Source organism: Streptomyces sp. NPDC051664 (assembly GCF_044453545.1).
Taxonomy (GTDB): Bacteria; Actinomycetota; Actinomycetes; order Streptomycetales; family Streptomycetaceae; genus Streptomyces.
Genome location: NZ_JBITCU010000039.1, coordinates 1 through 24,326 on the forward strand (window position 1 = coordinate 1; position 24,326 = coordinate 24,326).

18 protein-coding genes and 2 pseudogenes are annotated in these 24,326 nt (G+C 69.7%); 13 read left to right on the forward strand and 7 right to left on the reverse strand.

Annotated features, from left to right (window positions below; translation table 11 throughout):
• From ACIA8E_RS36600 to ACIA8E_RS36610, 3 genes and pseudogenes are all read left to right on the forward strand, one after another.
• A pseudogene (locus ACIA8E_RS36600) lies at positions 1 to 152 on the forward strand (MFS transporter); the annotation flags it as partial.
• Positions 153 to 348: 196 nt separating this feature from the next.
• Positions 349 to 900 (forward strand): beta-class carbonic anhydrase, encoded by a 552-nt coding sequence (locus tag ACIA8E_RS36605; protein ID WP_399305021.1) that lies wholly within the window; start codon positions 349 to 351, stop codon positions 898 to 900.
• A 188-nt stretch (positions 901 to 1,088) separates the two neighbouring features.
• Positions 1,089 to 1,892: an acyl-CoA dehydrogenase family protein gene (locus ACIA8E_RS36610; protein WP_399305024.1), complete on the forward strand. Its 804-nt coding sequence runs from the start codon at positions 1,089 to 1,091 to the stop codon at positions 1,890 to 1,892.
• On the opposite strand, the gene ACIA8E_RS36615 is transcribed toward ACIA8E_RS36610, so the two are convergent.
• Complete coding sequence (locus ACIA8E_RS36615) at positions 1,853 to 2,539, reverse strand: GntR family transcriptional regulator (RefSeq protein WP_399305027.1); 687 nt, start codon at positions 2,537 to 2,539, stop codon at positions 1,853 to 1,855. The two genes, ACIA8E_RS36610 and ACIA8E_RS36615, sit on opposite strands and share 40 nt — an antisense overlap.
• Before the next feature lie 424 nt (positions 2,540 to 2,963).
• On the opposite strand from ACIA8E_RS36615, the gene ACIA8E_RS36620 reads away from it, so the two are divergent.
• From ACIA8E_RS36620 to ACIA8E_RS36640, 5 genes are all read left to right on the forward strand, one after another.
• A complete protein-coding gene (locus ACIA8E_RS36620; RefSeq protein WP_399305030.1) occupies positions 2,964 to 3,494 on the forward strand; it encodes a formate dehydrogenase subunit gamma in 531 nt (176 codons plus the stop codon).
• Entirely contained in the window at positions 3,491 to 5,080 is a 1,590-nt protein-coding gene (locus tag ACIA8E_RS36625) for a formate dehydrogenase beta subunit (protein WP_399305032.1), read from the forward strand. The genes ACIA8E_RS36620 and ACIA8E_RS36625 overlap by 4 nt, the downstream gene beginning before the upstream one ends.
• The gene (gene fdhF, locus ACIA8E_RS36630; protein WP_399305035.1) at positions 5,077 to 7,899 is read left to right on the forward strand and encodes a formate dehydrogenase subunit alpha; all 2,823 of its coding nucleotides are present in this window, start codon (positions 5,077 to 5,079) and stop codon (positions 7,897 to 7,899) included. The genes ACIA8E_RS36625 and fdhF overlap by 4 nt, the downstream gene beginning before the upstream one ends.
• A 5-nt stretch (positions 7,900 to 7,904) precedes the next feature.
• On the forward strand, positions 7,905 to 8,117 hold the full coding sequence (locus ACIA8E_RS36635) for a formate dehydrogenase subunit delta (RefSeq protein WP_399305038.1): 213 nt from the start codon (positions 7,905 to 7,907) through the stop codon (positions 8,115 to 8,117).
• A 513-nt stretch (positions 8,118 to 8,630) separates the two neighbouring features.
• Positions 8,631 to 10,043: an OFA family MFS transporter gene (locus tag ACIA8E_RS36640; RefSeq protein WP_399305041.1), complete on the forward strand. Its 1,413-nt coding sequence runs from the start codon at positions 8,631 to 8,633 to the stop codon at positions 10,041 to 10,043.
• 207 nt (positions 10,044 to 10,250) lie between these two features.
• Here ACIA8E_RS36640 and ACIA8E_RS36645 read toward each other — a convergent pair.
• The 3 genes and pseudogenes from ACIA8E_RS36645 to ACIA8E_RS36655 all read right to left on the reverse strand — a co-directional run bounded on the left by ACIA8E_RS36645 (position 10,251) and on the right by ACIA8E_RS36655 (position 14,064).
• Positions 10,251 to 10,947, reverse strand: a pseudogene (locus ACIA8E_RS36645) (GntR family transcriptional regulator).
• A gap of 93 nt (positions 10,948 to 11,040) precedes the next feature.
• Entirely contained in the window at positions 11,041 to 12,513 is a 1,473-nt protein-coding gene (gene pntB / locus ACIA8E_RS36650) for a Re/Si-specific NAD(P)(+) transhydrogenase subunit beta (RefSeq protein ID WP_399305044.1), read from the reverse strand.
• Between the two features lie 6 nt (positions 12,514 to 12,519).
• Complete coding sequence (locus ACIA8E_RS36655; protein WP_399305046.1) at positions 12,520 to 14,064, reverse strand: Re/Si-specific NAD(P)(+) transhydrogenase subunit alpha; 1,545 nt, start codon at positions 14,062 to 14,064, stop codon at positions 12,520 to 12,522.
• 244 nt (positions 14,065 to 14,308) lie between these two features.
• Here ACIA8E_RS36655 and ACIA8E_RS36660 point away from each other — a divergent pair, with 244 nt between their 5' ends.
• Complete coding sequence (locus ACIA8E_RS36660) at positions 14,309 to 15,283, forward strand: 2-dehydropantoate 2-reductase (RefSeq protein ID WP_399305049.1); 975 nt, start codon at positions 14,309 to 14,311, stop codon at positions 15,281 to 15,283.
• Between the two features lie 166 nt (positions 15,284 to 15,449).
• Positions 15,450 to 16,385: a LysR family transcriptional regulator gene (locus tag ACIA8E_RS36665; protein WP_399305052.1), complete on the forward strand. Its 936-nt coding sequence runs from the start codon at positions 15,450 to 15,452 to the stop codon at positions 16,383 to 16,385.
• 37 nt (positions 16,386 to 16,422) lie between these two features.
• Here ACIA8E_RS36665 and ACIA8E_RS36670 read toward each other — a convergent pair whose 3' ends face one another.
• Positions 16,423 to 17,994, reverse strand: a complete 1,572-nt coding sequence (locus ACIA8E_RS36670; protein WP_399305055.1) for a FadD7 family fatty acid--CoA ligase — start codon at positions 17,992 to 17,994, stop codon at positions 16,423 to 16,425.
• A 274-nt stretch (positions 17,995 to 18,268) separates the two neighbouring features.
• Here ACIA8E_RS36670 and oxc point away from each other — a divergent pair, with 274 nt between their 5' ends.
• Both oxc and frc read left to right on the forward strand, forming a co-directional pair.
• A complete protein-coding gene (oxc, locus tag ACIA8E_RS36675; protein ID WP_399305058.1) occupies positions 18,269 to 20,020 on the forward strand; it encodes an oxalyl-CoA decarboxylase in 1,752 nt (583 codons plus the stop codon).
• A gap of 89 nt (positions 20,021 to 20,109) precedes the next feature.
• Positions 20,110 to 21,366 carry a formyl-CoA transferase gene (gene frc, locus ACIA8E_RS36680; RefSeq protein ID WP_399305061.1) on the forward strand — a complete coding sequence of 419 codons (1,257 nt, stop codon included), beginning with the start codon at positions 20,110 to 20,112 and terminating at the stop codon, positions 21,364 to 21,366.
• 144 nt (positions 21,367 to 21,510) lie between these two features.
• Here frc and ACIA8E_RS36685 read toward each other — a convergent pair whose 3' ends face one another.
• Both ACIA8E_RS36685 and ACIA8E_RS36690 read right to left on the reverse strand, forming a co-directional pair.
• The gene (locus tag ACIA8E_RS36685) at positions 21,511 to 21,954 is read right to left on the reverse strand and encodes a PAS domain S-box protein (RefSeq protein ID WP_352272673.1); all 444 of its coding nucleotides are present in this window, start codon (positions 21,952 to 21,954) and stop codon (positions 21,511 to 21,513) included.
• Positions 21,955 to 22,519: 565 nt separating this feature from the next.
• On the reverse strand, positions 22,520 to 22,939 hold the full coding sequence (locus tag ACIA8E_RS36690) for a CoA-binding protein (protein ID WP_399305064.1): 420 nt from the start codon (positions 22,937 to 22,939) through the stop codon (positions 22,520 to 22,522).
• 1,199 nt (positions 22,940 to 24,138) lie between these two features.
• Between ACIA8E_RS36690 and ACIA8E_RS36695 the strand changes: the two genes are divergently transcribed.
• Complete coding sequence (locus ACIA8E_RS36695; RefSeq protein WP_399305067.1) at positions 24,139 to 24,300, forward strand: hypothetical protein; 162 nt, start codon at positions 24,139 to 24,141, stop codon at positions 24,298 to 24,300.
• Positions 24,301 to 24,326 lie beyond the last annotated feature (26 nt).

Here is a 24,326-nt window from a genome sequence, read left to right on the forward strand (position 1 = left end):
TCAGTGCCTGGGGCTACGGCGGTGCCTTCGCCCTGGCGGGCAGCATCGGTCTCGCCTCCGCGGTCCTCGCGTGCTTCCTCAAGGCGCCTGGCCGGGCGGAGCAGGGGGGCGTCCGCACGGCCACAGGCGCGGTCGCGAGGGAGGCGCTCTGAGCAGGAGGTGAGGGTTCGGCCCTGCCGCGCGGGGGGCAGAGCGCCGGGGTGTCCCCGCGCGGTGCCCACCGCACTGGGCCGCCCACACTCCTGACGACCACTTCTGGTCTCCCAACTGTCGCCCCGGTTCGCCGGGGCGACAGCGTTTTACCCGGCTCCGTTCTGCCCGAGCATCGACCCTGAGAGGCGATCGAGCATGTTGACATCGACACCTTCCGGTCCACGCCCGTCCACCGGTTCCCCTGGCCAGGAATCGGTCATCGACTCCCTGGTACGGGCCAACCGCGCCTACGCCGACGCGTTTCGCGACCCCGGAATGGATGTCCGTCCCGTCCTCGGAGTGGCGGTCGTGGCCTGCATGGACGCCCGAATCGACCTGCACGCCGCGCTCGGCCTCGAGCTGGGGGACTGCCACGCCATCCGCAATGCCGGTGGAGTGGTCACCGACGACACCATCCGCTCCCTCACCATCAGCCAGCGCGCCCTGAACACCCGAAGCGTCGCCCTCATCCACCACACGGGGTGCGGCCTGCAGACGCTGACCGAGGAGTTCCGGTACGAGCTGGAGCGGGAGGTCGGGCAGCGCCCGGCCTGGGCGGTGGAGTCGTTCCGGGACGTCGACCAGGACGTACGGCAGTCGATGCGGCGGGTGCGTACGTCGCCGTTTCTGCCGCACACCGACGACGTGAGGGGCTTTGTCTTCGACGTGGCGGCGGGTCTGCTGAGGGAGATCCCGGACCTCGACTGAGCGTCCCCGCGGCTTTGCGCCTTTCGAAGGGGAGTTGGGGGCCGTGGTCGTCCGACGCGTAGCACTGCGGACACCAATAGCATACTGTATGCAATGCAACGGTGCCTCACTGGTCCGCGATCCGCGGCCGAGGCCATCGGGACCGCCCGCCCGGGGCGGATCGGACATCGCACCTGAGGGGGCGCCCCGTGTCGTATCCCAGCGCACTGCATGACGTCCTGGACCACGTCATCGCTCCGGCCGGCGAACTGGCGCGCCAGGAAGGGAAGTTCCCGCGCGAGGCGGTCATGGCCCTCGGCCGGGCCGGGCTCCTCGGGCTGACCTGCTCGGCCGAACCTCCCGGTGGTGGCGCCGACTTGGCACGAGCCGCCGAGGTCGTCGCCCGGGTCATGCCCGTGTGCCCGGCCACGGCCGCGGTGCTCCAGTCCCACTACGCGGCGGCCACGGTGGTCGAGGCGTACGGCGGCCGGTGGCTGCGGGGTGAGGTCGCGGCCGGCCGCCATCTGTGCACCCTCGCGATGGTGGAGGACGGCGCCGGGGGAGCGGTGCGCTCGACGGCAGGGCGGACTGGAGGCGTGGTGGCGCTGCGGGCACGCAAGCGTGATGTGGTCGCCGCAGGCGAGGCGGACAGTTATGTCTGGTCGTCGCAACCTGTCGCCTCGGACGGTGGCCTGACACTCTGGGGCGTTCCGGCCCACGCTCCCGGCCTGTTCGTTCCGGCGCGCGCCACCGGGGCGCCGCTTGCCAGCGCCACGTCCACGGTGGTCGCGGACCCGGTGCGCGTCCCGGCCGAGGCGATGCTGGGGGCGGACGGCGAGGGTTTCGGGATTCTGCTCGGCGGCGTGCTGCCGTGGCTGCTCGAGCTGTGCGCAGTCGTCGGGTACGACGCGGTGCACCCCTCGCTGGGCGCGCTGGCGCGATCCGCTTCCGGGACCGCGCGCTCCGGCGACGGTCAGGCGTTCGCGGCCTCCGCCGCGATGGCTTTGCGGTAGGTGCGGGTGCGCTCGGTGTGCTTGCGCATGATCTCGCCGGCCCGCTCCGGGTCGCCCTTCGCGATCGCCTCGATGAGGCGGGCGTGCTCGTTCCAGGAGCCCTTGGAGCGGGAGTTGGCGATCGGGGTGTAGTACCAGCGCACCTTGCGCCCCACCTGTGCGATCAGCTCGGCGAGCACGTCGTTGCCGCCCACGGATGTGATGTAGGTGTGCAGGGCCGTGTTCGCGGCGACCAGGCGGTCGGTCGTACTCTCCGCCAGTGCGTCCACGCCCTCCTGTTGGAGCTGCCACAGGCGCTCGATGTGCTCGGGCTTGGCGTGCTGCGCAGCCAGTTGTGCGGAGTAGGTCTCCAACACCGTACGGACGTCGAGGAGTTGGGTCGCCTCCTCCTGTGTGGGGGCATGCACGAACGCGCCCTGGGCGGGCCTGAGGTCGACCCAGCCGTCCGTGTGCAGGCGCTGCAGCGCCTCGCGCACGGGCTGCCTGCTGACCCCCAGATGCTCGGCGAGATCCGATTCGACCAGATGCTGGCCCGGTTTCAGGGTGCCGCTGATGATCAGTTCTGCCAGGGCATCGGACACCGCCTGGCGCAGTGGCGTCGGGCGGGCGACGCGTCGGGCGGAGGCAGCCGTCAGGCCTTGGCTCATGCTTCTCCTGTTCCGCCCCCGAGCTCACCGAGTCGGCGGCTGTGCCGGCCGTAACCCCCGGGCGGACCGCGCGGCGGCCGATTCAGGATACAGGTTTTCGTATGCAGAGGGGTGTCCCGCGACGGCCTAGCGTGATGTCCCACAGGGGCGGAGGGTGGTCGAGCATCGGATCAACCCGGCGCGGCCAACAGCGAATTCGACGGACCGTCGAGGCGGATCGGTAGACGTCTCCCGTGGGATTCTGTATACAGAAGCTTGTATGCATCAGGGTTGCATGCTTCGCTAGGACTGTTTGGCCCCTTGCGCCGTGCGCGCGAGGGGAGGTCGAGGTGCCCCTGTGAACGCGAACCGTGGTGCTCGGACCGGACCCCCAGGTGCCCGTGCCCGTACCCCTTCCACGGCCCTGACGAAAGGCCGCACGACCATGAAGATCCGGACCAGTGATCCGACGGTGGAGCAGGTGGTGAGGAAGATCGCCGCCGCCCATCACGAGCAGCGTGGCGCGCTGTTGCCGATCCTCCACGCCGTGCAGGCCGAATTGGGGCATGTGCCCCAGGAGGCCGTACCGGTGCTCGCCGACGAGCTCAACCTCTCGCGGGCCGACGTGCACGGAGTGGTGAGCTTCTACCACGACTTCCGCGCCGAGCCCGCGGGCCGCCGTACCGTCCGCGTCTGCCGCGCCGAGGCCTGCCAGGCCCAAGGTGCGGGGTATCTCGTGGAGTACGTACGGCAGATGGGGCTCACCCTGGGCCGGACCGCCGAAGACGGTTCGGTCACCGTCGAGCAGGTCTTCTGCCTCGGTAACTGCGCCCTCGGCCCCGCCGTTGAGGTGGACGGACGCCTGTACGGCCGGGTGGACACGGAGCGGCTCGGCGCGCTGCTCCACGGAACCGAACAGACGCGGCGCGACGGCGTCGGCGCCACGCCCGACGGAAGCGAGGCACCCCTGTCATGACCCAGCATCCCGCACAGCCCCATGTGCGGATCTACGTCCCCCGCGACTCGGCAGCCCGGTCCGTGGGCGCCGACGAGGTGGCCACCTCAATCCAACAGGCCGCCGACAGCGCCGACTTGACCATTGATCTCGTACGCACCGGATCGCGCGGCATGCTCTGGCTCGAACCGCTCGTCGAGGTCGCCACCGAGCACGGGCGTATCGGCTACGGCCCGGTGACCCCCGACGACGTTCCCGCACTGCTCGCAGCCGGCCTGGTCGACGGGGCCGAGCACCCCCTGAGTCTCGGCCCGGTGGACGAACTGCCGTGGCTGGCCCGGCAGAACCGGGTCACCTTCGCGCGCGTCGGCGTCATCGATCCGCTCGACGCCGACGACTACCTGCGCCACGGTGGTCTCACCGGGCTGCGCACCGCGCTGAAGCTCACGCCCGCCGACGTGGTCGCCGAGGTGACCGACTCGGGCCTGCGTGGGCGAGGCGGGGCGGGCTTCCCCGCAGGCATCAAATGGAAGACCGTCCTCGACTGCCCGGGCGAGCTGAAGTTCATCTGCTGCAACGCCGACGAAGGCGACAGCGGGACCTTCGCCGACCGCATGCTCATGGAGGGCGACCCGTTCCTGCTCATCGAGGGCATGACGATCGCCGCGCACGCCGTCGGCGCCCGTGAGGGCTACCTCTACATCCGCTCCGAGTACCCGGACGCGGTCGCCACGATGCGCGCCGCCATCGACACCGCCCGCGACCGCGGCTGGCTCGGCACCTCGGTCCTCGGCACACCGCTCGACTTCGATCTGCATGTGCGGGTCGGCGCGGGCGCGTACATCTGCGGCGAGGAGACCTCCATGCTGGAGAGCCTGGAGGGCAAGCGCGGCATGGTCCGCGCGAAGCCGCCGATCCCCGCGATCGAGGGCCTGTTCGGCAAGCCGACCGTCGTCAACAACGTCCTGACGCTCGCCACCGTCCCCGTCGTCCTCGCCCAGGGCGCCAAGGCGTACCAGGAGCTCGGCGTGGACCGCTCCCGCGGCACCCAGGTGTTCCAGCTCGGTGGCAACATCGCCCGCGGCGGCATCGTCGAGACCGCCTTCGGTATCACGCTGCGCGAACTCATCGAGGAGTACGGCGGTGGCACGCGGTCGGGCCTGCCGGTGCGCACCGCGCAGGTCGGCGGGCCGCTCGGCGCCTACCTGCCGCCCTCCTCGTTCGACCTGCCGATGGACTACGAGGCGTTCGCCGCGGCCGGGGCGATGGTCGGGCACGGCGGCATCGTGGTCTTCGACGACACCGTCGACATGGCCGCCCAGGCGCGCTTCGCCATGGAGTTCTGCGCGGCCGAGTCCTGCGGCAAGTGCACCCCGTGCCGGGTCGGTTCGGTGCGCGGTGTCGAGGTGATCGACAAGATCGTGGCGGGGGAGCAGAGGGACGAGAACCTGGCGCTCCTCGACGACCTGTGCGAGCTGATGACCGAGGGCTCGCTGTGCGCGATGGGCGGACTGACCCCGCTGCCCGTGCGCAGCGCCCTTGCCCACTTCGCGGACGACTTCCTCGGTGAAGCCGCCGCCGGCACGAGGACGGAGGGCACGGCATGACACTGCTCAAGGAACCCGATCACGGCACCCCGGAGCGACCGGGGGAGGCCACGGTGGCGCTCGAGGTGGACGGCATGCCGGTGAGCGTGCCGGAGGGCACCTCGGTGATGCGTGCAGCCTCGCTCGCCGGCGTCGACATCCCCAAACTGTGTGCCACCGACTCCCTGGAGGCCTTCGGCTCCTGTCGCCTGTGCGTGGTCGAGATCGACGGCCGGCGCGGCACGCCCGCCTCCTGCACCACCCCGTGCGCCGACGGTATGCAGGTGCGCACCCAGACACCCAAGGTGGAGAAGCTGCGCCAGGGCGTCATGGAGCTCTACATCTCCGACCACCCGCTGGACTGTCTGACCTGCCCCGCCAACGGAGACTGCGAACTGCAGGACATGGCGGGCGTCGTCGGACTGCGCCAGGTGCGCTACGGCTACGAGGGGGAGAACCACCTCGATGCCGAGAAGGACACCAGCAACCCCTACTTCGACTTCGACGCGTCCAAGTGCATCGCCTGTTCCCGCTGCGTCCGCGCCTGCGGCGAGGTCCAGGGGACATTCGCCCTGACCATCGAGGGACGCGGTTTCGACTCCAAGGTGGCGGCGGGCGCGGGGGAGTCCTTCATGGACTCCGAGTGCGTCTCCTGCGGAGCCTGCGTGCAGGCGTGCCCGACGTCCACGCTCCAGGAGAAGTCTGTCGTCGACCTCGGCATGCCGACCCGCTCGGTCCTCACCACCTGTGCGTACTGCGGCGTCGGCTGCTCCTTCAAGGCCGAACTGCGCGGCGACGAGCTCGTCCGCATGGTGCCGTACAAGGACGGCGGCGCCAACGAGGGCCACGCGTGCGTCAAGGGCCGCTTCGCCTTCGGCTACGCCACGCACCCCGACCGCGTCCTCAAGCCCATGGTGCGCGAGAAGATCACGGACCCGTGGCGCGAGGTCGAGTGGGACGAGGCCATCGCCACCGTCGCGCGCCGGATGCGGGCTCTGCAGGACACGTACGGGACGGGCGCGGTCGGCGCGATCACCTCCTCGCGGTGCACGAACGAGGAGGTGTACGTCGTCCAGAAGATGGTCCGGGCCGCCTTCGGCAACAACAACGTCGACACCTGTGCGCGCGTCTGCCACTCACCCACCGGATACGGGCTCAAGCAGACCTTCGGCGAATCAGCGGGCACCCAGGACTTCCGCTCGGTCGCCGAGGCCGACGTCATCGTGGTGATCGGCGCCAACCCCACCGACGGACACCCGGTGTTCGCCTCCCGGATGAAGCGCCGTCTGCGCGAGGGCGCCCGCCTCATCGTGGTCGACCCGCGCCGCATCGATCTCGTACGCTCGCCCCACATCGAGGCCGACCACCATCTGCAACTGCGACCGAGCACCAACGTGGCAGTGGTCAACGCCATGGCGCACGTGGTGGTCACCGAGGCGCTCGTGGACCGGAACTTCGTGGCCGAGCGGTGCGAGGGCTACGAGGAGTGGGCCGCGTTCGTGGCCCGCCCCGAGAACAGCCCCGAGGCCGTCGAACCGGTCACCGGGGTTCCGGCCGACGAACTGCGTGCGGCCGCCCGGCTGTACGCGGGCGCACCCAACGGGGCGATCTACTACGGTCTGGGCGTCACCGAGCACAGCCAGGGCTCGACCATGGTCATGGGGATGGCCAACCTCGCGATGGCGTGCGGGAACATCGGCCGCGACGGCGTGGGCGTCAACCCGCTGCGCGGCCAGAACAACGTCCAGGGCTCCTGCGACATGGGCTCCTTCCCGCACGAACTGCCCGGCTACCGGCATGTCTCCGACGACGCGGTGCGCACCGTGTTCGAGGACCTGTGGGGCGCCGCCCTGCTGCCCGAGCCGGGGCTTCGCATCCCCAACATGTTCGACGCGGCCATCGACGGCTCCTTCCGCGGCCTGTTCGTGCACGGAGAGGACATCGCGCAGTCCGACCCGAACCTGAAGCATGTCACCGCGGCCCTGGAGGCGATGGAACTCGTCGTCGTCCAGGACCTGTTCCTCAACGAGACCGCCAAGTTCGCGCATGTGTTCCTGCCTGGGGCGTCGTTCCTGGAGAAGGACGGAACCTTCACCAACGCGGAGCGCCGAATCAACCGGGTGCGCGCGGTGATGGCGCCGAAGGCGGGCAAGCACGAGTGGCAGATCGTCACTGAGATCGCCACCGCCATGGGGTACCCGATGGCATACGACCACCCGAGCCAGATCATGGACGAGATCGCCTCGGTCACCCCGACCTTCGAGGGCGTCTCCTTCGCCCTGCTCGACAAGCTGGGCAGCATCCAGTGGCCGTGCAACGCCGAGGCGCCCGAGGGCACGCCCGTCATGCACATCGACGAATTCGTGCGCGGCAAGGGCAAGTTCGTCGTCACCTCGTACGTGCCGACGAATGAGCGTTCCACCCGGCGCTTCCCGCTGGTGCTCACCACCGGGCGCATCCTCAGCCAGTACAACGTCGGGGCACAGACACGCCGCACCGGCAACGTCGCCTGGCACCCCGAGGACGTACTGGAACTGCACCCGCACGACGCGGAGGACCGCGGGATCACCGACGGTGATCTGGTCACCCTCGCCAGCCGGGTCGGCCGCACCACGCTGCGCGCCCTGGTCTCCGACCGGATGCCGACCGGCGTCGTCTACACGACCTTCCACCACCCGGTCACCGGCGCCAACGTGGTGACCACGGAGAACTCCGACTGGGCAACCAACTGCCCGGAGTACAAGGTTACGGCCGTCCAGGTCGCCCTGGCACCGCGGGGGCACGAAGGGGCCACCGCGGCCGCCGAGGCCCCCGTGGGCGCCCTGACGGCGGGAGACTGACAGACATGGACGCAACTGAGCCGTCCGAGCGCCGCATGGCCAATGACATCGCCGTGAACCTCGCCCATCTGCCCACGGCGCAGGCGGCCACCGAACTGGCCGGACACATCGGCAGGTTCTGGGACCCGCGGATGCGCACCAGGCTGCGCGCGCTGGTGGACTCCGACGCGCCGGGCGTGCACCCGCTGGTCGTCGAGGCGGTGAAGCTGCTGCGCTGACGGTGGGGTCGAGGGCGCGGCCCGCTGCGGTGTGACGCAGCGGGCAATGTCTCGAACAGCCCCGCGGGGAGCCCCCGCGGGGTCCTTCGGCATGCCCGGAAGCAGTCGTCCCGCTCGGCTGCGGCGCGTAACTGCACGGTCCCCAAAGGTAGTTGAGTAATGCACTGGTCAAGCTTCATGCCGCCCCACTGGACACACGATTTCGGTTCTCCATACCGTATGCAATCACCGGTCAGGCTCCCTGCGCCGTGATCGGCAGGTCAGTTGTCTGTCATACCTCGCCACGGCCCCGAACCCGCCGCGCCGAGGACGAACCACCAGGTCACCGCCTGCACGCCGGCGGATTCCGGGATGCCGCCCCGGACCCGTGACGCGCCGACGGCGTACCCCCTACCCGCGCCCGGCGAGAGCCCGGGCGCGCACCGTGGAGGGGAGTCGCTTTCACCCACCGCACGAAGAGCAAGGCCCCAGGGGGCGCACGCCAAGCTCTTTTTCAGGCTAGGGAAGGCACACATGTCAGTAACACCGCAGGCGACTTCCTCCTCGTACCGAGAGGTCACCGATGCCAACGGACGCGTCTACCGCGTCGGGGAGAGTGACCGCTCCATCCTGGGCAGGCCTCGGGCGTGGATGGTCTGGCTCCCGTGGATCGCGATGATGGGCGTCAGCGTCTACGAGTACGGCTACAGCTCGGCGGAGTCGACCCTCGAGCACGCCCATGGCTGGACCCTCACCGAGGCCTTCTGGATCGCCAGTATCTGGGCGGTCTTCCAGGCGGGAATCGCCTTCCCCGCGGGCAGGCTCCGGGAGACCGGAAGGCTCTCCGCCAAGACGGGCATGCTCCTGGGAGCCGTACTGTCCGGACTCGGCTTTCTCTCCATCTCCCACGTCTCGAACCCCATTGTGGTGATACTCGGCTACTCGGTGCTCGGTGGCGCCGGCTCCGGACTTGTCTACGCGACCTGTATCAACATGGTCGGCAAGTGGTATCCGGACAACAAGGGCGCGCGGACCGGCTTTGTCAACGGCGGGTTCGCCTACGGCACGCTGCCGTTGATCTTCGTCTTCAGCTACTGGTTCCACGCCGACAACTACCGGCTGGTACTCGATCTGATCGCCCTGGGCATGGTCCTCCTCGTGGGTGGCTGCGGCTTCTTCTTCCGCGACCCGCCCAAGAGCTGGTGGCCGCACGACGTGGACCCGCTCAACCGTGGCGGCGGCGAGGACGCAGAGCGTGTGGCGCGACGACTGCGCAAGAACCCGCCGGCCAAGGGGCAGTTCACCCCGATGCAGGCGATCAGGACCGGGCAGCTGCCGCTGATGTGGTTCGCCCTTGTCTGCATCGGCGGCGTCTCGCTCTTCGGCATCAACTTCCAGGTCCCCTTCGCCAAGAGCCTCGGCTTCGGGCCGCTGATCGCCGCCTCTTCGGCGGGTGTGCTCGCCGTGGTCAACGGTGTGGGCCGGGCCGCCGTGGGTTGGCTGTCGGACACCCTGGGCCGCCGGCAGACCCTGACGCTGGTCCTCGTGATCGCGGGCGTCGCGCAGTTCGGCGTGCTGTGGTCCGGGCAGGCCCACAACGAGCCGATGTTCCTGATTTTCGCCTTCGTCAACGGCTTCGGCGGAGGCGCCTTCTACCCGCTGTTCGCGGCACTGGTACCGGACTACTTCGGGGAGAACAACAATGCCACCAACTACGGCCTCGTCTACAGCGCCAAGCTGGTCGGCGGTGTCGGCGGCGGTGGCTTGGCCGCGTCGGTGATCAGCGCCTGGGGCTACTCGGGCGGCTACTACCTGGCAGGCGGCATCGCCTTCCTGTCGGCTCTGATCACCCTGTTGCTGCGCCAGCCCGGCCGCCCCGCGGACCAGGAGCGGCCCCCCGTGCAGGCCGTCGGCGACAGCCGCGGGCTGACCAGCGCGTCGAACTGAGCGAACGCCCGGGCGCAACTTCGCGCCCGGGCCCGCAGATCGTGCGCGGGTGCTGACAGAGCGTTGGGCGGCGGCGGCAGTCGTCCGGCGAGGCGCCCGTGGCACAGGCCGGGCCGGACGGTGGGGTGCGCTCCCTGCTCCGTCCGGCCCGGTCGATTGGTGTGTCAGGTGCCGCAGTTGAGGTGAGCTCGGCCGGAGCCGCCGCGGTCACGCCCGGGCTCGGGGTGCCGCGGTCAGCTGCCGGCAGTAGAAGTCGGTGGTCGTCCGGGTGTGATGGTGCATCAGTTCCTCGGCCCGGTCGGCGTCGCCGGCCGCGATGCGGTCGATGATGTCGGCGTGCTCGTTCCACGCGTCCTTGCCGCGTGGCCGGGCGATGGGCATGTAGTACCAGCGCACCCGGCGGTCGACCTGCCGGATCAGCTCGGCGAGGATGGGGTTGCGCGCGAGCTCGGTGATGAAGCCGTGCAGCGCCGCGTTCGCCTCGACGATGCCGCGGGCGTCGTCAGCGGAGAGCGCGGCTATTCCGGCGGCCTGCAGTTCCCACAGCCGCGTGATGTCCGGACCGGTCGCGTACTGTGCGGCGCCGCGCGCCGAGTGGGTCTCCAGGACGGCGCGGACGCTGAGTAGCTGGGTGGCCTCCTCGACGGTCGGGCTGTGCACGAATGCGCCTTGCGGGACGCAGTTCCACCCATCCGTCGGCCTGGAGGCGCAGGAGTGCCTCGCGCACCGGTTGGCGGCTCACGCCGAGGTCCTCGGCGAGTTCGGCCTCGATCAGATGCCGGCCCGGCTGGAGTACACCCCCCACGATCAGCTCGATCAGGACGTCGTAGACGGCCTGGCGCAGGGGCGCAGGCCTGTTGACGGGTGTCGTCACGGTGGCTGGGAAAGTGCGTGGCTCGCGCATGGGCTCCCTGGTGGTGGGCTGCGGGGAGGTGCTGGTGATGGGGCGAGAGGAAGCGCGTTCAGCATATAGGCGTCTGTATGCAATCTGTGTACGTCAGGCAGGTGCGGGCTGTTCCGCCGGCCGACGTCCGGAGCCCGCTGCCGGGCTCGGGTCGCTCGCTGCCAGTTCGCGCAGGATCGCTTCCACGCTCTGTTTGGCGTCGCCGAAGAGCATGCTGCTGTTCTCCCGGAAGAACAGCGGATTCTGCACACCTGCGTATCCGGAGGCCATGGACCGCTTGAACACGACGACGTGCTCCGCCTCCCACACCCGCAGCACCGGCATCCCCGCGATGGGGCTGGCGGGATCGTCCATCGCCGCCGGGTTGACGGTGTCGTTGGCGCCGATGACCAGGACCACCGAGGTGTCGGCGAAGTCGTCGTTGATCTCGTCCATCTCCAGGACGACGTCGTACGGTACGCGGGCCTCGGCAAGGAGTACGTTCATGTGCCCCGGCAGCCGCCCCGCCACGGGATGCACCCCGAAGCGCACGGTCACGCCGCGCTCCCGCAGACGGCGCGTCAGCTCCGCCACCGGGTGCTGTGCCTGGGCGACCGCCATGCCGTACCCCGGGGTGATGATCACCTGCGTGGCGCCCACCAGCACGTTTGCGGTGTCCTCGGCGCTGATCTCCCGGTGTTCGCCCTGCTCCTGCTCGCCGCTGGGTGCGGCCTCGACGCCGAAGCCGCCCGCGATGACGGAGATGAAGGACCGGTTCATCGCCCGGCACATGATGTACGACAGGTAGGCGCCGGAGGAGCCGACCAGTGCCCCGGTCACGATGAGCAGGTTGTTGTCCAGCAGGAAGCCGGCCGCGGCGGCGGCCCAGCCCGAGTAGCTGTTGAGCATCGAGACCACGACGGGCATGTCGCCGCCGCCGATGGAGGCGACAAGATGCCAGCCCAGGACGAGCGCGAGCACGGTGACGGCGATCATCAGAGCGAGGTTCGGGCTGACGGTGAACCAGACGGTCAGGGTCACGAACGCGAACACGGCGCCGACGTTGAGCAGGTTCTTCCCGGGCAGGGTCAGCGGCCGGGACTTGATGCGCGCCGACAGTTTCAGGAACGCGATCACGGAACCCGTGAAGGTGACCGCGCCGATGAAGATGCCGATGAACACCTCGGCGTGATGGATCCGCAGCAGCGACCCGGCCAGCTCCGTGGAGCCCGGCCGCTGTGCCTCGACCTCCAAGTAGCTGTTCCAGCCGATCAGTACGGCGGCGAGCCCGACGAGGCTGTGCAGCACGGCGATCAGCTCGGGCATCTGGGTCATCTCGACCCGGCGGGCCTGCCACAGGCCGATCGCGCCACCGATCGTGCCCGCGACGGCGATCAGCGCGATCGAGCCGCCGGAGACGGAGCGCCCGGCGACGACGACGGTGGCGACGAGTGCAAGCGCCATTCCCGCGACGCCGTAGGCCACCCCCGCCCGGGCGGTGTGGTGCCGGGAGAGCCCCGCCAGGCTGAAGACGAACAGCAGTGCGGCGACGATGTCTGCGGCCTGGGCCGCCGTGGATGCATTCATCGAACCTCAGCCTTTCGAGAACATGCCGAGCATGCGTCGGGTGACGGCGAACCCACCGAAGATGTTCACGGTGGTGAGCAGGATGGCCACGAAGGCCAGCACACTGATGGCCAGGGGCGGGTGGCCGAGTTGGAGCAGCGCCCCCACCACCACGATCCCTGAGATCGCATTGGTCACTGACATCAGCGGGGTGTGCAGCGCGTGGTGGACCTTGCCGATCACGTAGTAGCCGATGACCACTGCGAGCGCGAACACCGTGAAGTTGGCCGCGAGTTGGGCGGGCGAGACGGCGATGAGCGCGAACAGGGCGAGCATCCCGAGCCCGATCAGTCCGTAGCGGCCCGCGGGTGACAGGCGCCGCGGCGGCGCCGGATCGACCGGTGACGCCGGTGAGGCGGGGGCCTTCGCGGGCGCTGCCGAGACCGCGACGGGGGGCGGCGGCCACAGCGTCTTGCCGTCGCTCACCACGGTCACCGCCCGCTGTACGACGTCCTCGAGGTCGAGGGTCAGCTGCCCGTCCCGGCCGGGGGTGAGCAGCTTCAGCAGGTTCACCAGGTTCGTGCCGTACAGCTGTGAGGCCTGGGCGGGCAGGCGGCCCGCGAGGTCGGTGTAGCCGATGATGGTGACGCCGTTCTCGGTGACGACAGCCCGATCGCTCACCGTCCCTTCGACGTTCCCGCCCTGCGCCGCCGCCATGTCGACGATGACGCTGCCCGGTTTCATCGAGGCCACTTGATCGGCCGTGATCAGCCGTGGCGCCGGGCGCCCCGGGATCAGGGCCGTCGTGATGATGATGTCGACGTCCCTGGCCTGCTCGGAGTAGATCTCGGCGGCGCGTAGGTCGTACGCCTCGGAGGTGGCTCGTGCGTACCCGTCGCCCGCCGACTCCTGTTCGACCTCGACGGGCAGGAACTCGCCGCCGAGTGACCGTACTTGGTCGGCGACCTCGCCGCGCGGGTCGGTGGCCCGGACCACCGCGCCGAGGCTCCCCGCGGCTCCGATGGCCGCGAGGCCGGCCACTCCGGCGCCGGCCACCAGCACCTTCGCGGGAGGCACTTTGCCCGCCGCGGTGACCTGTCCGGTGAAGAACCGTCCGAAGGCGTGGGCCGCCTCGATGACCGCCCGGTAGCCGGCGATGTTGGCCATCGAACTGAGCACGTCCAGGGACTGGGCCCGTGAGATGCGGGGCACGGCGTCCATGGACAACGCGGTCAGCGGCCTGCTTGCGAGCTGGGTGAGGAGTTCGGCGTGTTGTGCGGGGGCGAGCAGGCCGATGATCGTCGCCCCGTCCCGCAGCCGTCGCACCTCGTCGTGGGACGGGGCGTTGACCTTGAGGACGACATCGGCGTGCCAGGCGTCGTCCAGGCGTGCGCCCGCCTCGACGTACGACGCGTCGGAGAAGCCCGATGCGGTTCCGGCACCGGTCTCGACGACGATCTCGTAGCCGAGCCCGGTCAGGCGGCGGACGGTGTCCGGGGTGGCCGCCACTCTGGTCTCCCCGGAGGTCGACTCGGCGACCACGCCTATGCGTTGTGGTGGTGAGGCAGACATTGCTCTCCTCTTCTCAGGGGCCTTGCGGGTCCGTCGGTGGGCAGGAAGCGTCAGGAGCGGTGGAAGCGGGACGCCGGACAGGAGGCGCGCAGCTTATTGTGTGCAGTTCGCTCGACGCCAGGGTGAATCCGGGCGTGCGGTCGGGGGCGTCGCGGCCCTATCAGTTCGGGTGCGATGGGTATACAGCGGACTCGCTGACTGCATACAGTATCCAATCACACCCTTCCTCCCGAGAGGAGATGCCGTGAAGATTGCTGTCCTCGGAGCCGGCGCGATCGGAGCCTTCGTAGGAGCGGCCCTGCACCGGGGCGGTGCCGATGTCCACCTGATCGCCCGCGGTCCACACCTGCAGGCCATCCGCGAGCGCGGGGTCAGGGTCATCAGCCCGCGCGGGGACTTCGTCGCCCACCCGCACGCCACCGACGACCCCACCGAGATCGGGCCCGTGGACTTCGTGTTCCTCGGGCTGAAGGCACACTCCTATCCGTCCAGCGGCCCACTGATCGAACCGCTCCTCGGCGAGCGCACCGCCGTCGTCGCCGGGCAGAACGGCATCCCGTGGTGGTATTTCCACCGGCTCGCCGGCCCCTACGAGGGGCGCCGGATCGAGGCGGTGGACCCGGGCGGCGCGACCAGCAAGGTCCTTGCGCCGGAGCGGGCCGTGGGCTGCGTTGTCTACCCCGCCACCGTCATCGATACCCCCGGCGTGATCCGCCACCTCGAAGGCACCCGCTTCTCCATCGGTGAACCCGGCGGCGGGATCTCGGCGCGGTGCACCGCACTGAGCGAGGCGATGATCGCGGGTGGGCTGAAGTGCCCCGTGGAGCCGAACCTGCGGGACGACATCTGGATCAAGCTGATGGGCAACGTCGCGTTCAACCCGATCAGCGCGCTCACCCGAGCCACGATGGTCGAGATCTGCCAACATCCGCCGACGCGACGCCTGGTGGCCCAGCTCATGGAGGAGACGCTGGACATCGCCGCCCGTGTCGGCAGCACACCGGACATCTCGATCGAGAAACGGCTGCGGGGTGCCGAGGGGGTCGGCGACCACAAGACGTCGATGCTCCAGGACCTGGAGGCGGGCAAGCAGTTGGAACTCGACGCCATCGTGACTGCAGTGGTGGAGATGGCCGACATCACGGGCGCCGAGGCACCCAGGCTCCGAGCGGTGCACGCCGCCACGGACCTGCTGGCGCGCCGCACCGGCACGGGATGAGAGGCGGCCCGGCTCCCGCAATGACGGTGGGGGAGCCGGGCCTTCGGTGCGGGCGAGGCGCCGCCCGGGCTGCCGGGTAGGCTCGGGCAGCGCAGCCACCGCAGGTGTGTTCGACCTGGTCGGGGCGGCGACGTATGGGGTGCGGGGGACGAAGCAGGAGGCGAGCATGCTCTTCCGTCAGCTGGAGTACTTCGTGGCGGTGGCCCGGGAGAGGCACTTCGCGCGGGCCGCGGACGCCTGCTACGTCTCGCAGCCCGCACTGTCTGTGTCGATAGCCAAACTGGAGCGCGAGCTCAACGTCACACTGATCAATCGCGGCCACAATTACCAGGGCCTGACGCCCGAAGGAGAGCGTCTGGTCGTCTGGGCCAAGCGGATCCTCGCCGAGCAGGAGGCGTTCAAGGCCGAGGTGGCCGCGGTGCAGTCGGGCATCACCGGGACGCTGCGGCTGGGCGCGGAGCCCACGGCCTCGACGACGCTCGCGCTGCCGGTGACGGCGTTCTGTGCCGCGCACCCGCTGGCCAAGGTCCAGGTGCGGTCCCGCCTGTCCACCACGGAGCTCATCCGGCAGCTCCGTGCCTTCGAACTCGATGCGGCCATCGCCCACTTCGGCCCCGAGGACCGGGACGGGCTGCAGGTGACGCCGCTTTACGAGGAGCGGTACATGCTGCTCGCCGCGGCCGATCAGCTGCTGCCCCAGTCCGATACCCTGACCTGGGCCGAGGCGTCCCAGCTGCCGCTCGCGCTGCTCACCCCCGACATGCGGATCCGTCAGGTCATCGACGCCGCGTTCACCTGCAGCGGAGTCACCGTCATCCCGCAGGTGGAGACCGACTCCGTGGCCACCCTGTACGCGAACGTGGGCGCGGGTGCCTGCACCAGCATCGTGCCGCACACCTGGCTGCGGGCCCTGCCGGTCACCGGCCGGATGCGCGTGCTGCGGCTTGTCGAGCCGGACGCGCGGGCGCTCATCTCGGTCGCGATCCACGACGCGACGCCGGGCTCGCTCGCGGCCCGCGCGTTCATCACAGCGGCGGCCTCACTGCGCCTGGACGAGTTCTTCGACCAGCCGCTGCCCGCGACCGAACCGCTGGTCCGCTGAGCCGAGGCGGCTCCAGCCGGCCCGCCCGGCCGCGATGTCACCGGGCGAAACGCAGCTGGACCGCCTGCCGGTCCAGCGCTCCCTTGGCCGTGTACGGCAGCGCGGGGACGACCTGGATCCGCTCCGGCACCTCGAACGGGGCCAGCCGGTCCAGGCAGTACCTGACGATCTCCGCGGGCTCCACGTCCTCCTCCTCACGCAGCACCACCGCCGCGCCCACCCGATGCCCGTGCCGCTCGTCCGGCACCCCGAACACGGCGGCCTCTGCGACGGCGGGACAACCGCACAGTACGTCCTCGACGTGCTCGGGAGAGACCTGGTCGCCCGCCCTGGTGATCAGGTTCCTGATCCGGCCGGTGAGGAACAGGGCGCCGTCGGCGTCCAGATGCCCCAGGTCCCCGGTGCGCAGCCAGCCCCCGCCGAAACCGTGCACCGTCGCCGCCGGATCGGCGAGATAGCCCCTGGCCACGCTGGGGCCGCGCACCCAGACCTCGCCCTGCACACCCGGCGGGCACGCCTGCCCCGACGGGTCGACGACCTGGATCCGCGTCCCGGTCGGCCGGCCGACCGAGCCGTGCTTGGATGTACCGGACGGCGGCAGGGGTTCACTGCTCGCCTGATGGGCGGCCTCCGTCATGCCGTAGGCCGACAGAAGTGGCACCCCGAGGGTGCGCTCCAGGGCTCGCTGGGTCGCGGTGTTGAGCGGAGCGCTGGAACTGCGGGCGAAGCGCAGGGGCGGTGCGAGCGGCGCGGGATGTTCGCCGGCCGAACGGTCGAGGAGGATCTCGTGGATGGCGGGCACCGCGGTGAACCAGGTGGCCCCCACCGCGCGCATGTCGTCCCAGAACGTGTCGGCCGAGAAGCGCCCCCCGGCCGGGAGCAGCACGCAGCCGCCGCCGGCGAGCGTGGCGAGCAGCGCCGCGACCAGCCCGTGCGTGTGGAAGAGCGGCATGACCGCCACCGTCGCGTCCCGCGGCCCCAGTTCGTACGTCGCGCACAGCACACGCACCGCCGCGGCCACGTTCCCGTGGGTCAGCGGCACCAGGCGGGCCTGGTCCATGGTGCCGGCGGTCGACAGGATCAGTGCGTCGTCCAGGGCGAGGCCCGGCGTGGGTGTCCCGTACAGCCGTAGCGGCGCGCGCGTTGTGTCGAGTGTGACCGTACAAGGGGCGCCGGGCCTGACCCGAACCCGTACGGGCCAGGTCGGCACGCCCGCAGGTGCTTCGGGCCCGCACAGCACCGCCCGCGCCCTGAACACCCCGAGCCGCGCGCCCAGCTGACCGGGAGGCAGGGCCGGGTCCAACGGGGCGACGACCGCGCCGGCCCGGGCCGCACCCAAGAGAGACACGACGAACTCGACGGTATTCGCGGCGACGAGTCCCACCGGGTCCCCGGGCCGCACCCCGGCGGCCGTCAGCCGGCGGGCCAGGTCGTCGGCGAGCGAGGCGAGGCCGGCGTATGACAGCTCGGTGCGCTCCGCACCGACGACGAGGGCCCGCGCGTGCGGGCGCGCCCGCACGGGCCGGGACAGCAGATCGATGAGACCGGTGAGCGCGGGCGGGTGGTAGCGGTCCGGTCCACGCACGGACGCCGTGGCCACTGTGGCCATCACCGCACCTCCTCGCGCCAGTTGAGGCGAACTGCCGACACAGCTGAAACGGTCGACTGCGAGCCTGCGGGCCACGGCCCGTGAGCGTCCAATGCGTAACCGTGAACGGCTGATAGCGGCCGACTATCACCGCAGGTGCCAGAGCCCGTTCCCCCGGTTGATAAACGCTGGTTATCGGCTGGTCGCCACCAGGTCTTGGACGGGGCGAGGGTCCGGTGCGGAAGGTGGATCCACAAGCCGCACAGCATCACTTGCCCAAGGAGGACCTCGGACCATGACAGCCCCCTCACCACAGGAGACGGCGGCGAACGCCGACGCACCGGCCGAGCTCACCGACGGGTACCACCTGGTCGTCGACGCTCTGAAGCTGAACGACGTCGAGACCATCTACGGCGTGGTCGGTATCCCGATCACCGATCTGGCCCGGCTCGCCCAGGCCGAGGGCATCCGCTACATCGGCTTCCGCCACGAGAGCAACGCGGCCCACGCGGCGGCCGCGGCCGGCTACCTCACCAAGAAGCCGGGCATCGCTCTCACGGTGTCCGCGCCGGGCTTCCTCAACGGTCTCGTCGGCCTGGCCAACGCCACCACCAACTGCTTCCCGATGGTGCAGATCTCGGGGTCCAGCGAGCGCCACCTCGTCGACCTCAAGCAGGGCGACTACGAGGAGATGGACCAGCTCGCCGCCGCGCAGCCCTTCTGCAAGGCCGCGTACCGCATCAGCCGGGTCGAGGACATCGGCCGGGGGATCGCCCGTGCGCTGCGCACCGCCGTCTCCGGCCGGCCGGGGGGCGTCTACCTCGACATCCCGGCCGCCGTGCTCGGCTCCATCATGGACAAGACGGAGGGCGACAAGACCCTCAGCCGGCTGGTCGACCCGGCCCCGCGCCAGCTGCCCGCGCCCGAGGCGGTGGACCGCGCCATCGAACTCCTCGCCGGCGCCGAGCGGCCGCTGGTGGTGCTCGGCAAGGGCGCCGCCTACGCCCAGGCCGACGACAGGATCCGGGAGTTCGTCGAGTCGACCGGCATCCCGTACGTACCGATGTCGATGGCCAAGGGCCTGCTGCCCGACGACCACCCGCAGTCGGTGGCGACCGCCCGCTCCCTCGCGCTGCGCAAGGCCGACGTCGTGATGCTCGTCGGAGCCCGGCTCAACTGGCTGCTGGGGCACGGTGAGGCGCCGCAGTGGAACCCCGACGCGAAGTTCATCCAGGTCGACATCGAGCCCAGGGAGCTGGACAGCAACCAGCCGATCGCGGCGCCGCTCGTCGGCGATGTCGCATCCGTGCTCGAGGTGCTGGCCGAGCGCGCCAAGCCGGGTCAGATCTCCGCGCCCACCGCCTGGCGCGAGGAGCTCGCGGCGCGCTCCGCGCAGAATGTCGAGAAGATGGCCGGGCGTCTGGCGGCCGACCCGCACCCGATGCAGTTCATGGGCGCGCTGCGCGCCGTGCGCGACGTGTTGCACGACAACCAGCACGCGTACCTCGTCAACGAGGGTGCCAACGCCCTCGACATGGCGCGCAACGTCATCGACATGCACGTCCCGCGTCACCGCCTGGACGTCGGCACCTGGGGTGTGATGGGGATCGGCATGGGCTACGCGATCGCCGCCGCCGTGGAGACCGGCCAGCCAGTGATCGCCGTCGAGGGTGACAGCGCCTTCGGGTTCAGCGGCATGGAGCTGGAGACGATCTGCCGGTACCAGCTCCCCGTCACCACCGTGATCATGAACAACGGCGGTGTGTACCGCGGAAACGACGTCAACCCCCTCGACGACGCCCCGTCTCCCACCACCCTGATGCTGTCCGCCCGGCACGACCTCATGATCGAGGCGTTCGGCGGCAAGGGCTATCGTGCCACCACCCCCGCCGAGGTCACCGCGGCCCTCACCGAGTCGCTCGCCGCGGGCGGCCCCGCCCTGATCGACTGCGCCATCGACCCGGGCGCGGGCACGGAGAGCGGTCACATCTCGCACCTCAACCCCAAGGGCATCACGGTCGGCAACATCGTGCCGTCGAAGAAGTGACCCGCCCAGCACACCTGACAAGTCACCTCTCAACCTCCTCGAACACAACCGCCGTTCGCCGCGCAACCCATCACGAGAAGGACTCAGACATGAGTGAACAGCCGCTCGCAGGCATCAAGGTGATCGACTTCACCGGGGTCCAGGCCGGACCCGCCTGTACGCAGATGCTCGCCTGGTTCGGCGCCGACGTCATCAAGGTCGAGCGCATCAACGGCGGAGACGTGACCCGCCAGCAGTTGCGGGACATCCCGGACCTCGACGCCCTGTACTTCACCATGCTCAACTCCAACAAGCGCTCCCTGGCGATCAACACCAAGACACCCGAGGGCAAGGAGGTCATGGAGAAGCTGATCCGCGAGTCGGACATCCTCGTCGAGAACTTCGCGCCCGGCGCCATGGACCGCATGGGTCTCGGCTGGGACTACATCCACGAGCTGAACCCGCGCCTCATCTTCGGCTCGGTCAAGGGCTTCAACGAAGAATCGAAGTGGAACGACCTCAAGGTCTACGAGAACGTCGCCCAGGCCGCCGGCGGCGCCGCCTCCACCACCGGATTCTGGGACGGCCCGCCCACCATCTCCGGCTCCGCCCTTGGCGACTCCAACACCGGCATGCACCTCATGATCGGCCTGCTCGCGGCTGTCATCCAGCGCGACCAGACGGGGCTCGGCCAGAAGGTCTCGGTCTCCATGCAGGACGCCGTACTCAACCTCACCCGGGTCAAGCTCCGCGACCAGCAGCGCCTGGAGAAGGTCGGCTACCTGGAGGAGTACCCGCAGTACCCGCACGGTGAGTTCGGCGAGGCCGTGCCGCGCGGCGGCAACGCGGGTGGCGGCGGCCAGCCCGGCTGGATCCTCAAGTGCAAGGGCTGGGAGACCGACCCCAACGCCTACATCTACTTCACGGTCCAGGAGCAGAACTGGAAGCGCACGGCCGAGGCCATCGGCCGCCCGGAGTGGGCCGAGGACCCGGAGTACAGCACCGCCAGGGCCCGCCAGCCGCACATCATGGAGATCTTCGGCGAGATCGAGAAGTGGCTCGCCGACAAGACGAAGTACGAGGCCGTCGACATCCTGCGCGAGTGGGAGGTGCCGTGCGCCCCGGTCCTGTCGATGAAGGAGCTCGCCGAGGACCCCGACATGCGCAAGAGCGGCACCATCGTCGAGGTGGAGCAGAAGGAGCGCGGCACGTACCTGACGGTGGGCAGCCCGGTGAAGTTCTCCGGGTTCAAGCCGGACATCAAGGGGGCGCCGTTGCTTGGCGAGCACACCGACGAGGTCCTCGCGGACCTGGGCTACGACGCGGACGCCATCCGTAAGCTGCACGAGGGTTCCGTCGTCGCCTGACGCCGTGTCCGCCTGGTGACAGGGGGGCCAGGGGGAGGTGTCCCGCGCGCGACCAGCGTGCGGGACACCCGCGTGTGCGGACCCGGAAAGACGGCGAGGGCAGGGAACCCGGGGTTCCCTGCCCTCCCCGCGGTGCCCCGCGTTTCACACGGTCGTGGCGCGAACGTTCGCGTCGGCGAGGCGGCGGCGCAACTCCTTCTCCTGGGCACGGCGCGCGGTGACATCACGGATGACCGCGCCGACATGTCCGGCGCCGCCCTGCGGATCCGGCAGGAGGCACACGCTGAACTCGATCGACAGGCTCGACCCGTCGGCCTTGAGCGCGGGCACGGTCAGCAGGTCGCTCGCGCCGTAGCGGGTGGTGCCCTTGGCCATCGCCGCGTGGAAGCCGTCCCAGTGCGGGCGCCGGTGCCGCTCGGGGATGATCAGGTCGAGACTCTGTCCGAGCACCTCGCTCTCCTTCCACCCGAAGATCCGTTCCGATCCGCTGTTCCAGAACTGGATGAGCCCCTCGCTGTCGACGATGACGATGCCGTCGGGCGCGTGGATGGTCATGTGCGCGAGCAGTTCGGGGTGCGGGACTGTCATGGCTCCTCCGGGTGGCGCGATGCAGGTGTACGGCCGGTCGTAAGTATACTGAATACAATCTCCATCGAGAGGTGTTCTGAGAGGTAACGAAGATTTGCTGTCGTGCAGTTGACGAACCTGACCAAGTCGGGAACCCGGGCGCCTTGAAGGGTCCTGGATCCGGCAGCTCGCCCGCCCATCGCCCGTACGTGGGGGCTGAGTAGGGTCGCAACCAGCAGTTGCGCCGTGGCCCTGTTCGGCCTCCTGCGCGGCATGCACCTGTACGGCGAGGGCGTGTGGTGGCATGAGCCGGGACAGGCCCACTGGCTGTGCCGACCGTCGCCCCCATCCACGGCGATCGTGCACGACCTCGACGACCGAAGCCTGCTCCGCACCAGGGTTCTCGGCGGCATCATCAACGAGTATGGAGAGAGTGCAGAATTCGACGCATCCCGCACTTCTGAAGCACGGGATGCGCCACATCGTCCAGAACCGACGACGAGAACGGCGTCGTCACCGCCACCTTGACTCCCAGTTCCTGGGAATGTGAGTGATGTGTGATGGCGCAGTGCCTGGCCGGAGAGCGTCAGCCCAGCCCCAGCCGGGGTATCTCCCGTCCCGCGGAGCGGTCCATCACCATCAGCAAACCGGCCCCGCGAGTCCTGTCGTAGGCCGCCTCGTCTATGACGCCCAGCTGGAACCAGATCGCTTTGGCGCCGATCGCCACGGCCTGGTCGGCGATGCGTCCGGCGAGGGCGGAGTTGACGAACACGTTCACCACATCCACCGGGAAGGGGACCTCCGCAAGGGAGGCGTAACCCTGCTCGCCGTGCACCGTCTCGGCCTTTGGGTGCACAGGCACCACCCTCTTGCCGATGTGCTGCAGCTTCTCGGCCACGCGATAAGCGGCCCGTTCGGGGTTGTCGGACAGGCCCACCACGGCCCAGGTGTCTCCGGCAGCGGTGAGAATCTTCCTTATTGCCGCGTCATCGCCGTAAAGCGTCATGTCCGGCACCACCGTGCGGTGGTGAGTTCGGCACCAGTTACCGCCAACCGCATGATCATGGGGAACGCCAGGTCTGTGGACTTCGTCAGTCGCATGAGTAGACGTTAGCCAGTTTGAATACTGTATGCAATAGTGCCGCTTCGAGCAGCAGGGGAAGGGTCGCCTCATCCGCGAGGAGTCTTCAGCGACCCCGACCTCGGTATGCCCCACCGCGGGGCCTTCCCCGAAGCGCACGCCTCCTGGGCGCCGGCCGCCGACGACCGGTTCGCATTCTGCGGCCCGGCATCGTCGATCGTGAGCCGGACGAGGCGAGTGACTGGCTCTGCGTACAGGGGCACGGTGGCCGCGGCGACCGGGCTCCGCAGGGGCAGATTCTGATCGGTGGGGAGTCGGCCCAGTTGGCTCCCCATGTCCGGACTCCACTCCCGGAGAGACGTGTTGAGGGGCGCCAAGAGTCGCCGTTGCCAAAGCCCGCGCAACGCAGAGCGATTTCGACCATGCGTACGTGAGCGACCACCACCGCGGGCCCGGACTTTTGCACCACGTCAATCCGCGGATCGGGCTACGCGAGGCCGACTTCCTCTCCCTCGCCTACTTCACCAGATCCCTTGAGACCCCACATTCCACTGGCTGACATCGGACGGGAGATTGGCAGGCAGTGCTTCATGAGATGTCCCGACAGCACCTCTGGGCTGCGAGGACGACTGGAGGGACGGCCAGGTAGAAGAAGTTCGGGCTGCTCGCTCGTGGCAATCGGTCCCCTCGACCAGTCCGGCCGGTGTCCTTCGGTAACAGCTCGCAACGGAGTTCGCTGAACTGCGCGACGGGCTACGCAAGAGCCGCGAGGAATGCCGCGCTCTTCAGGATCGGGTCGGCGTCGCGGCGGTGGACGCAGCGTACCCGCCGCCGTCGTCACCGAGCCCTCCTGGGCAACGGCCAGGGCGTACTCGAACTGACGAAGGCTCATCGGATCCCGTCCCCTCCCTGCGGTGGACCGCAGTCCAACCCCGTTGCCATCGTTGCAGGTGTTACAGCACGGGAAGCGGCGCGTTTACTCCATGTCCGTCACCGACCATACGCAGGTGGCGTCGTCTGAGGTGGGTCCGGCCCACCGCATGGTCCACCACGGTGGATGCCCTCGCCCACGGAGACGACGTAGCCGTCCCCGTGTTCCTGGCGGTCCCGACACCGGCCACCAGGTGGTCGCCCAGTTCCTGGCGCACGGTTTCGCCGGAGTGGTCAAAGAATGGCTCGGCGATCCGGAGGTCACCCGGGAAGACCTGGTCGACGCCGCCGTGGCGTGCGCACCAGCCTGGTGGGCGTCGGCCGGCCAGGACCTGGACGCCGGCACATGGGCGTAGGCGCGGACGTACGGCGCGGCTGACAG

Coding starts and splice junctions, on each gene's coding strand:
- ACIA8E_RS36605 (WP_399305021.1), top strand. CDS start 349: ATGTTGACATCGACACCTTCCGGTCCACGCCCGTCCACCGGTTCCCCT.
- ACIA8E_RS36615 (WP_399305027.1), bottom strand. CDS start 2,539: ATGAGCCAAGGCCTGACGGCTGCCTCCGCCCGACGCGTCGCCCGCCCG.
- ACIA8E_RS36620 (WP_399305030.1), top strand. CDS start 2,964: ATGAAGATCCGGACCAGTGATCCGACGGTGGAGCAGGTGGTGAGGAAG.
- ACIA8E_RS36625 (WP_399305032.1), top strand. CDS start 3,491: ATGACCCAGCATCCCGCACAGCCCCATGTGCGGATCTACGTCCCCCGC.
- fdhF (WP_399305035.1), top strand. CDS start 5,077: ATGACACTGCTCAAGGAACCCGATCACGGCACCCCGGAGCGACCGGGG.
- ACIA8E_RS36635 (WP_399305038.1), top strand. CDS start 7,905: ATGGACGCAACTGAGCCGTCCGAGCGCCGCATGGCCAATGACATCGCC.
- ACIA8E_RS36640 (WP_399305041.1), top strand. CDS start 8,631: ATGTCAGTAACACCGCAGGCGACTTCCTCCTCGTACCGAGAGGTCACC.
- pntB (WP_399305044.1), bottom strand. CDS start 12,513: ATGAATGCATCCACGGCGGCCCAGGCCGCAGACATCGTCGCCGCACTG.
- ACIA8E_RS36655 (WP_399305046.1), bottom strand. CDS start 14,064: ATGTCTGCCTCACCACCACAACGCATAGGCGTGGTCGCCGAGTCGACC.
- ACIA8E_RS36665 (WP_399305052.1), top strand. CDS start 15,450: ATGCTCTTCCGTCAGCTGGAGTACTTCGTGGCGGTGGCCCGGGAGAGG.
- ACIA8E_RS36670 (WP_399305055.1), bottom strand. CDS start 17,994: ATGGCCACAGTGGCCACGGCGTCCGTGCGTGGACCGGACCGCTACCAC.
- oxc (WP_399305058.1), top strand. CDS start 18,269: ATGACAGCCCCCTCACCACAGGAGACGGCGGCGAACGCCGACGCACCG.
- frc (WP_399305061.1), top strand. CDS start 20,110: ATGAGTGAACAGCCGCTCGCAGGCATCAAGGTGATCGACTTCACCGGG.
- ACIA8E_RS36685 (WP_352272673.1), bottom strand. CDS start 21,954: ATGACAGTCCCGCACCCCGAACTGCTCGCGCACATGACCATCCACGCG.
- ACIA8E_RS36690 (WP_399305064.1), bottom strand. CDS start 22,939: ATGACGCTTTACGGCGATGACGCGGCAATAAGGAAGATTCTCACCGCT.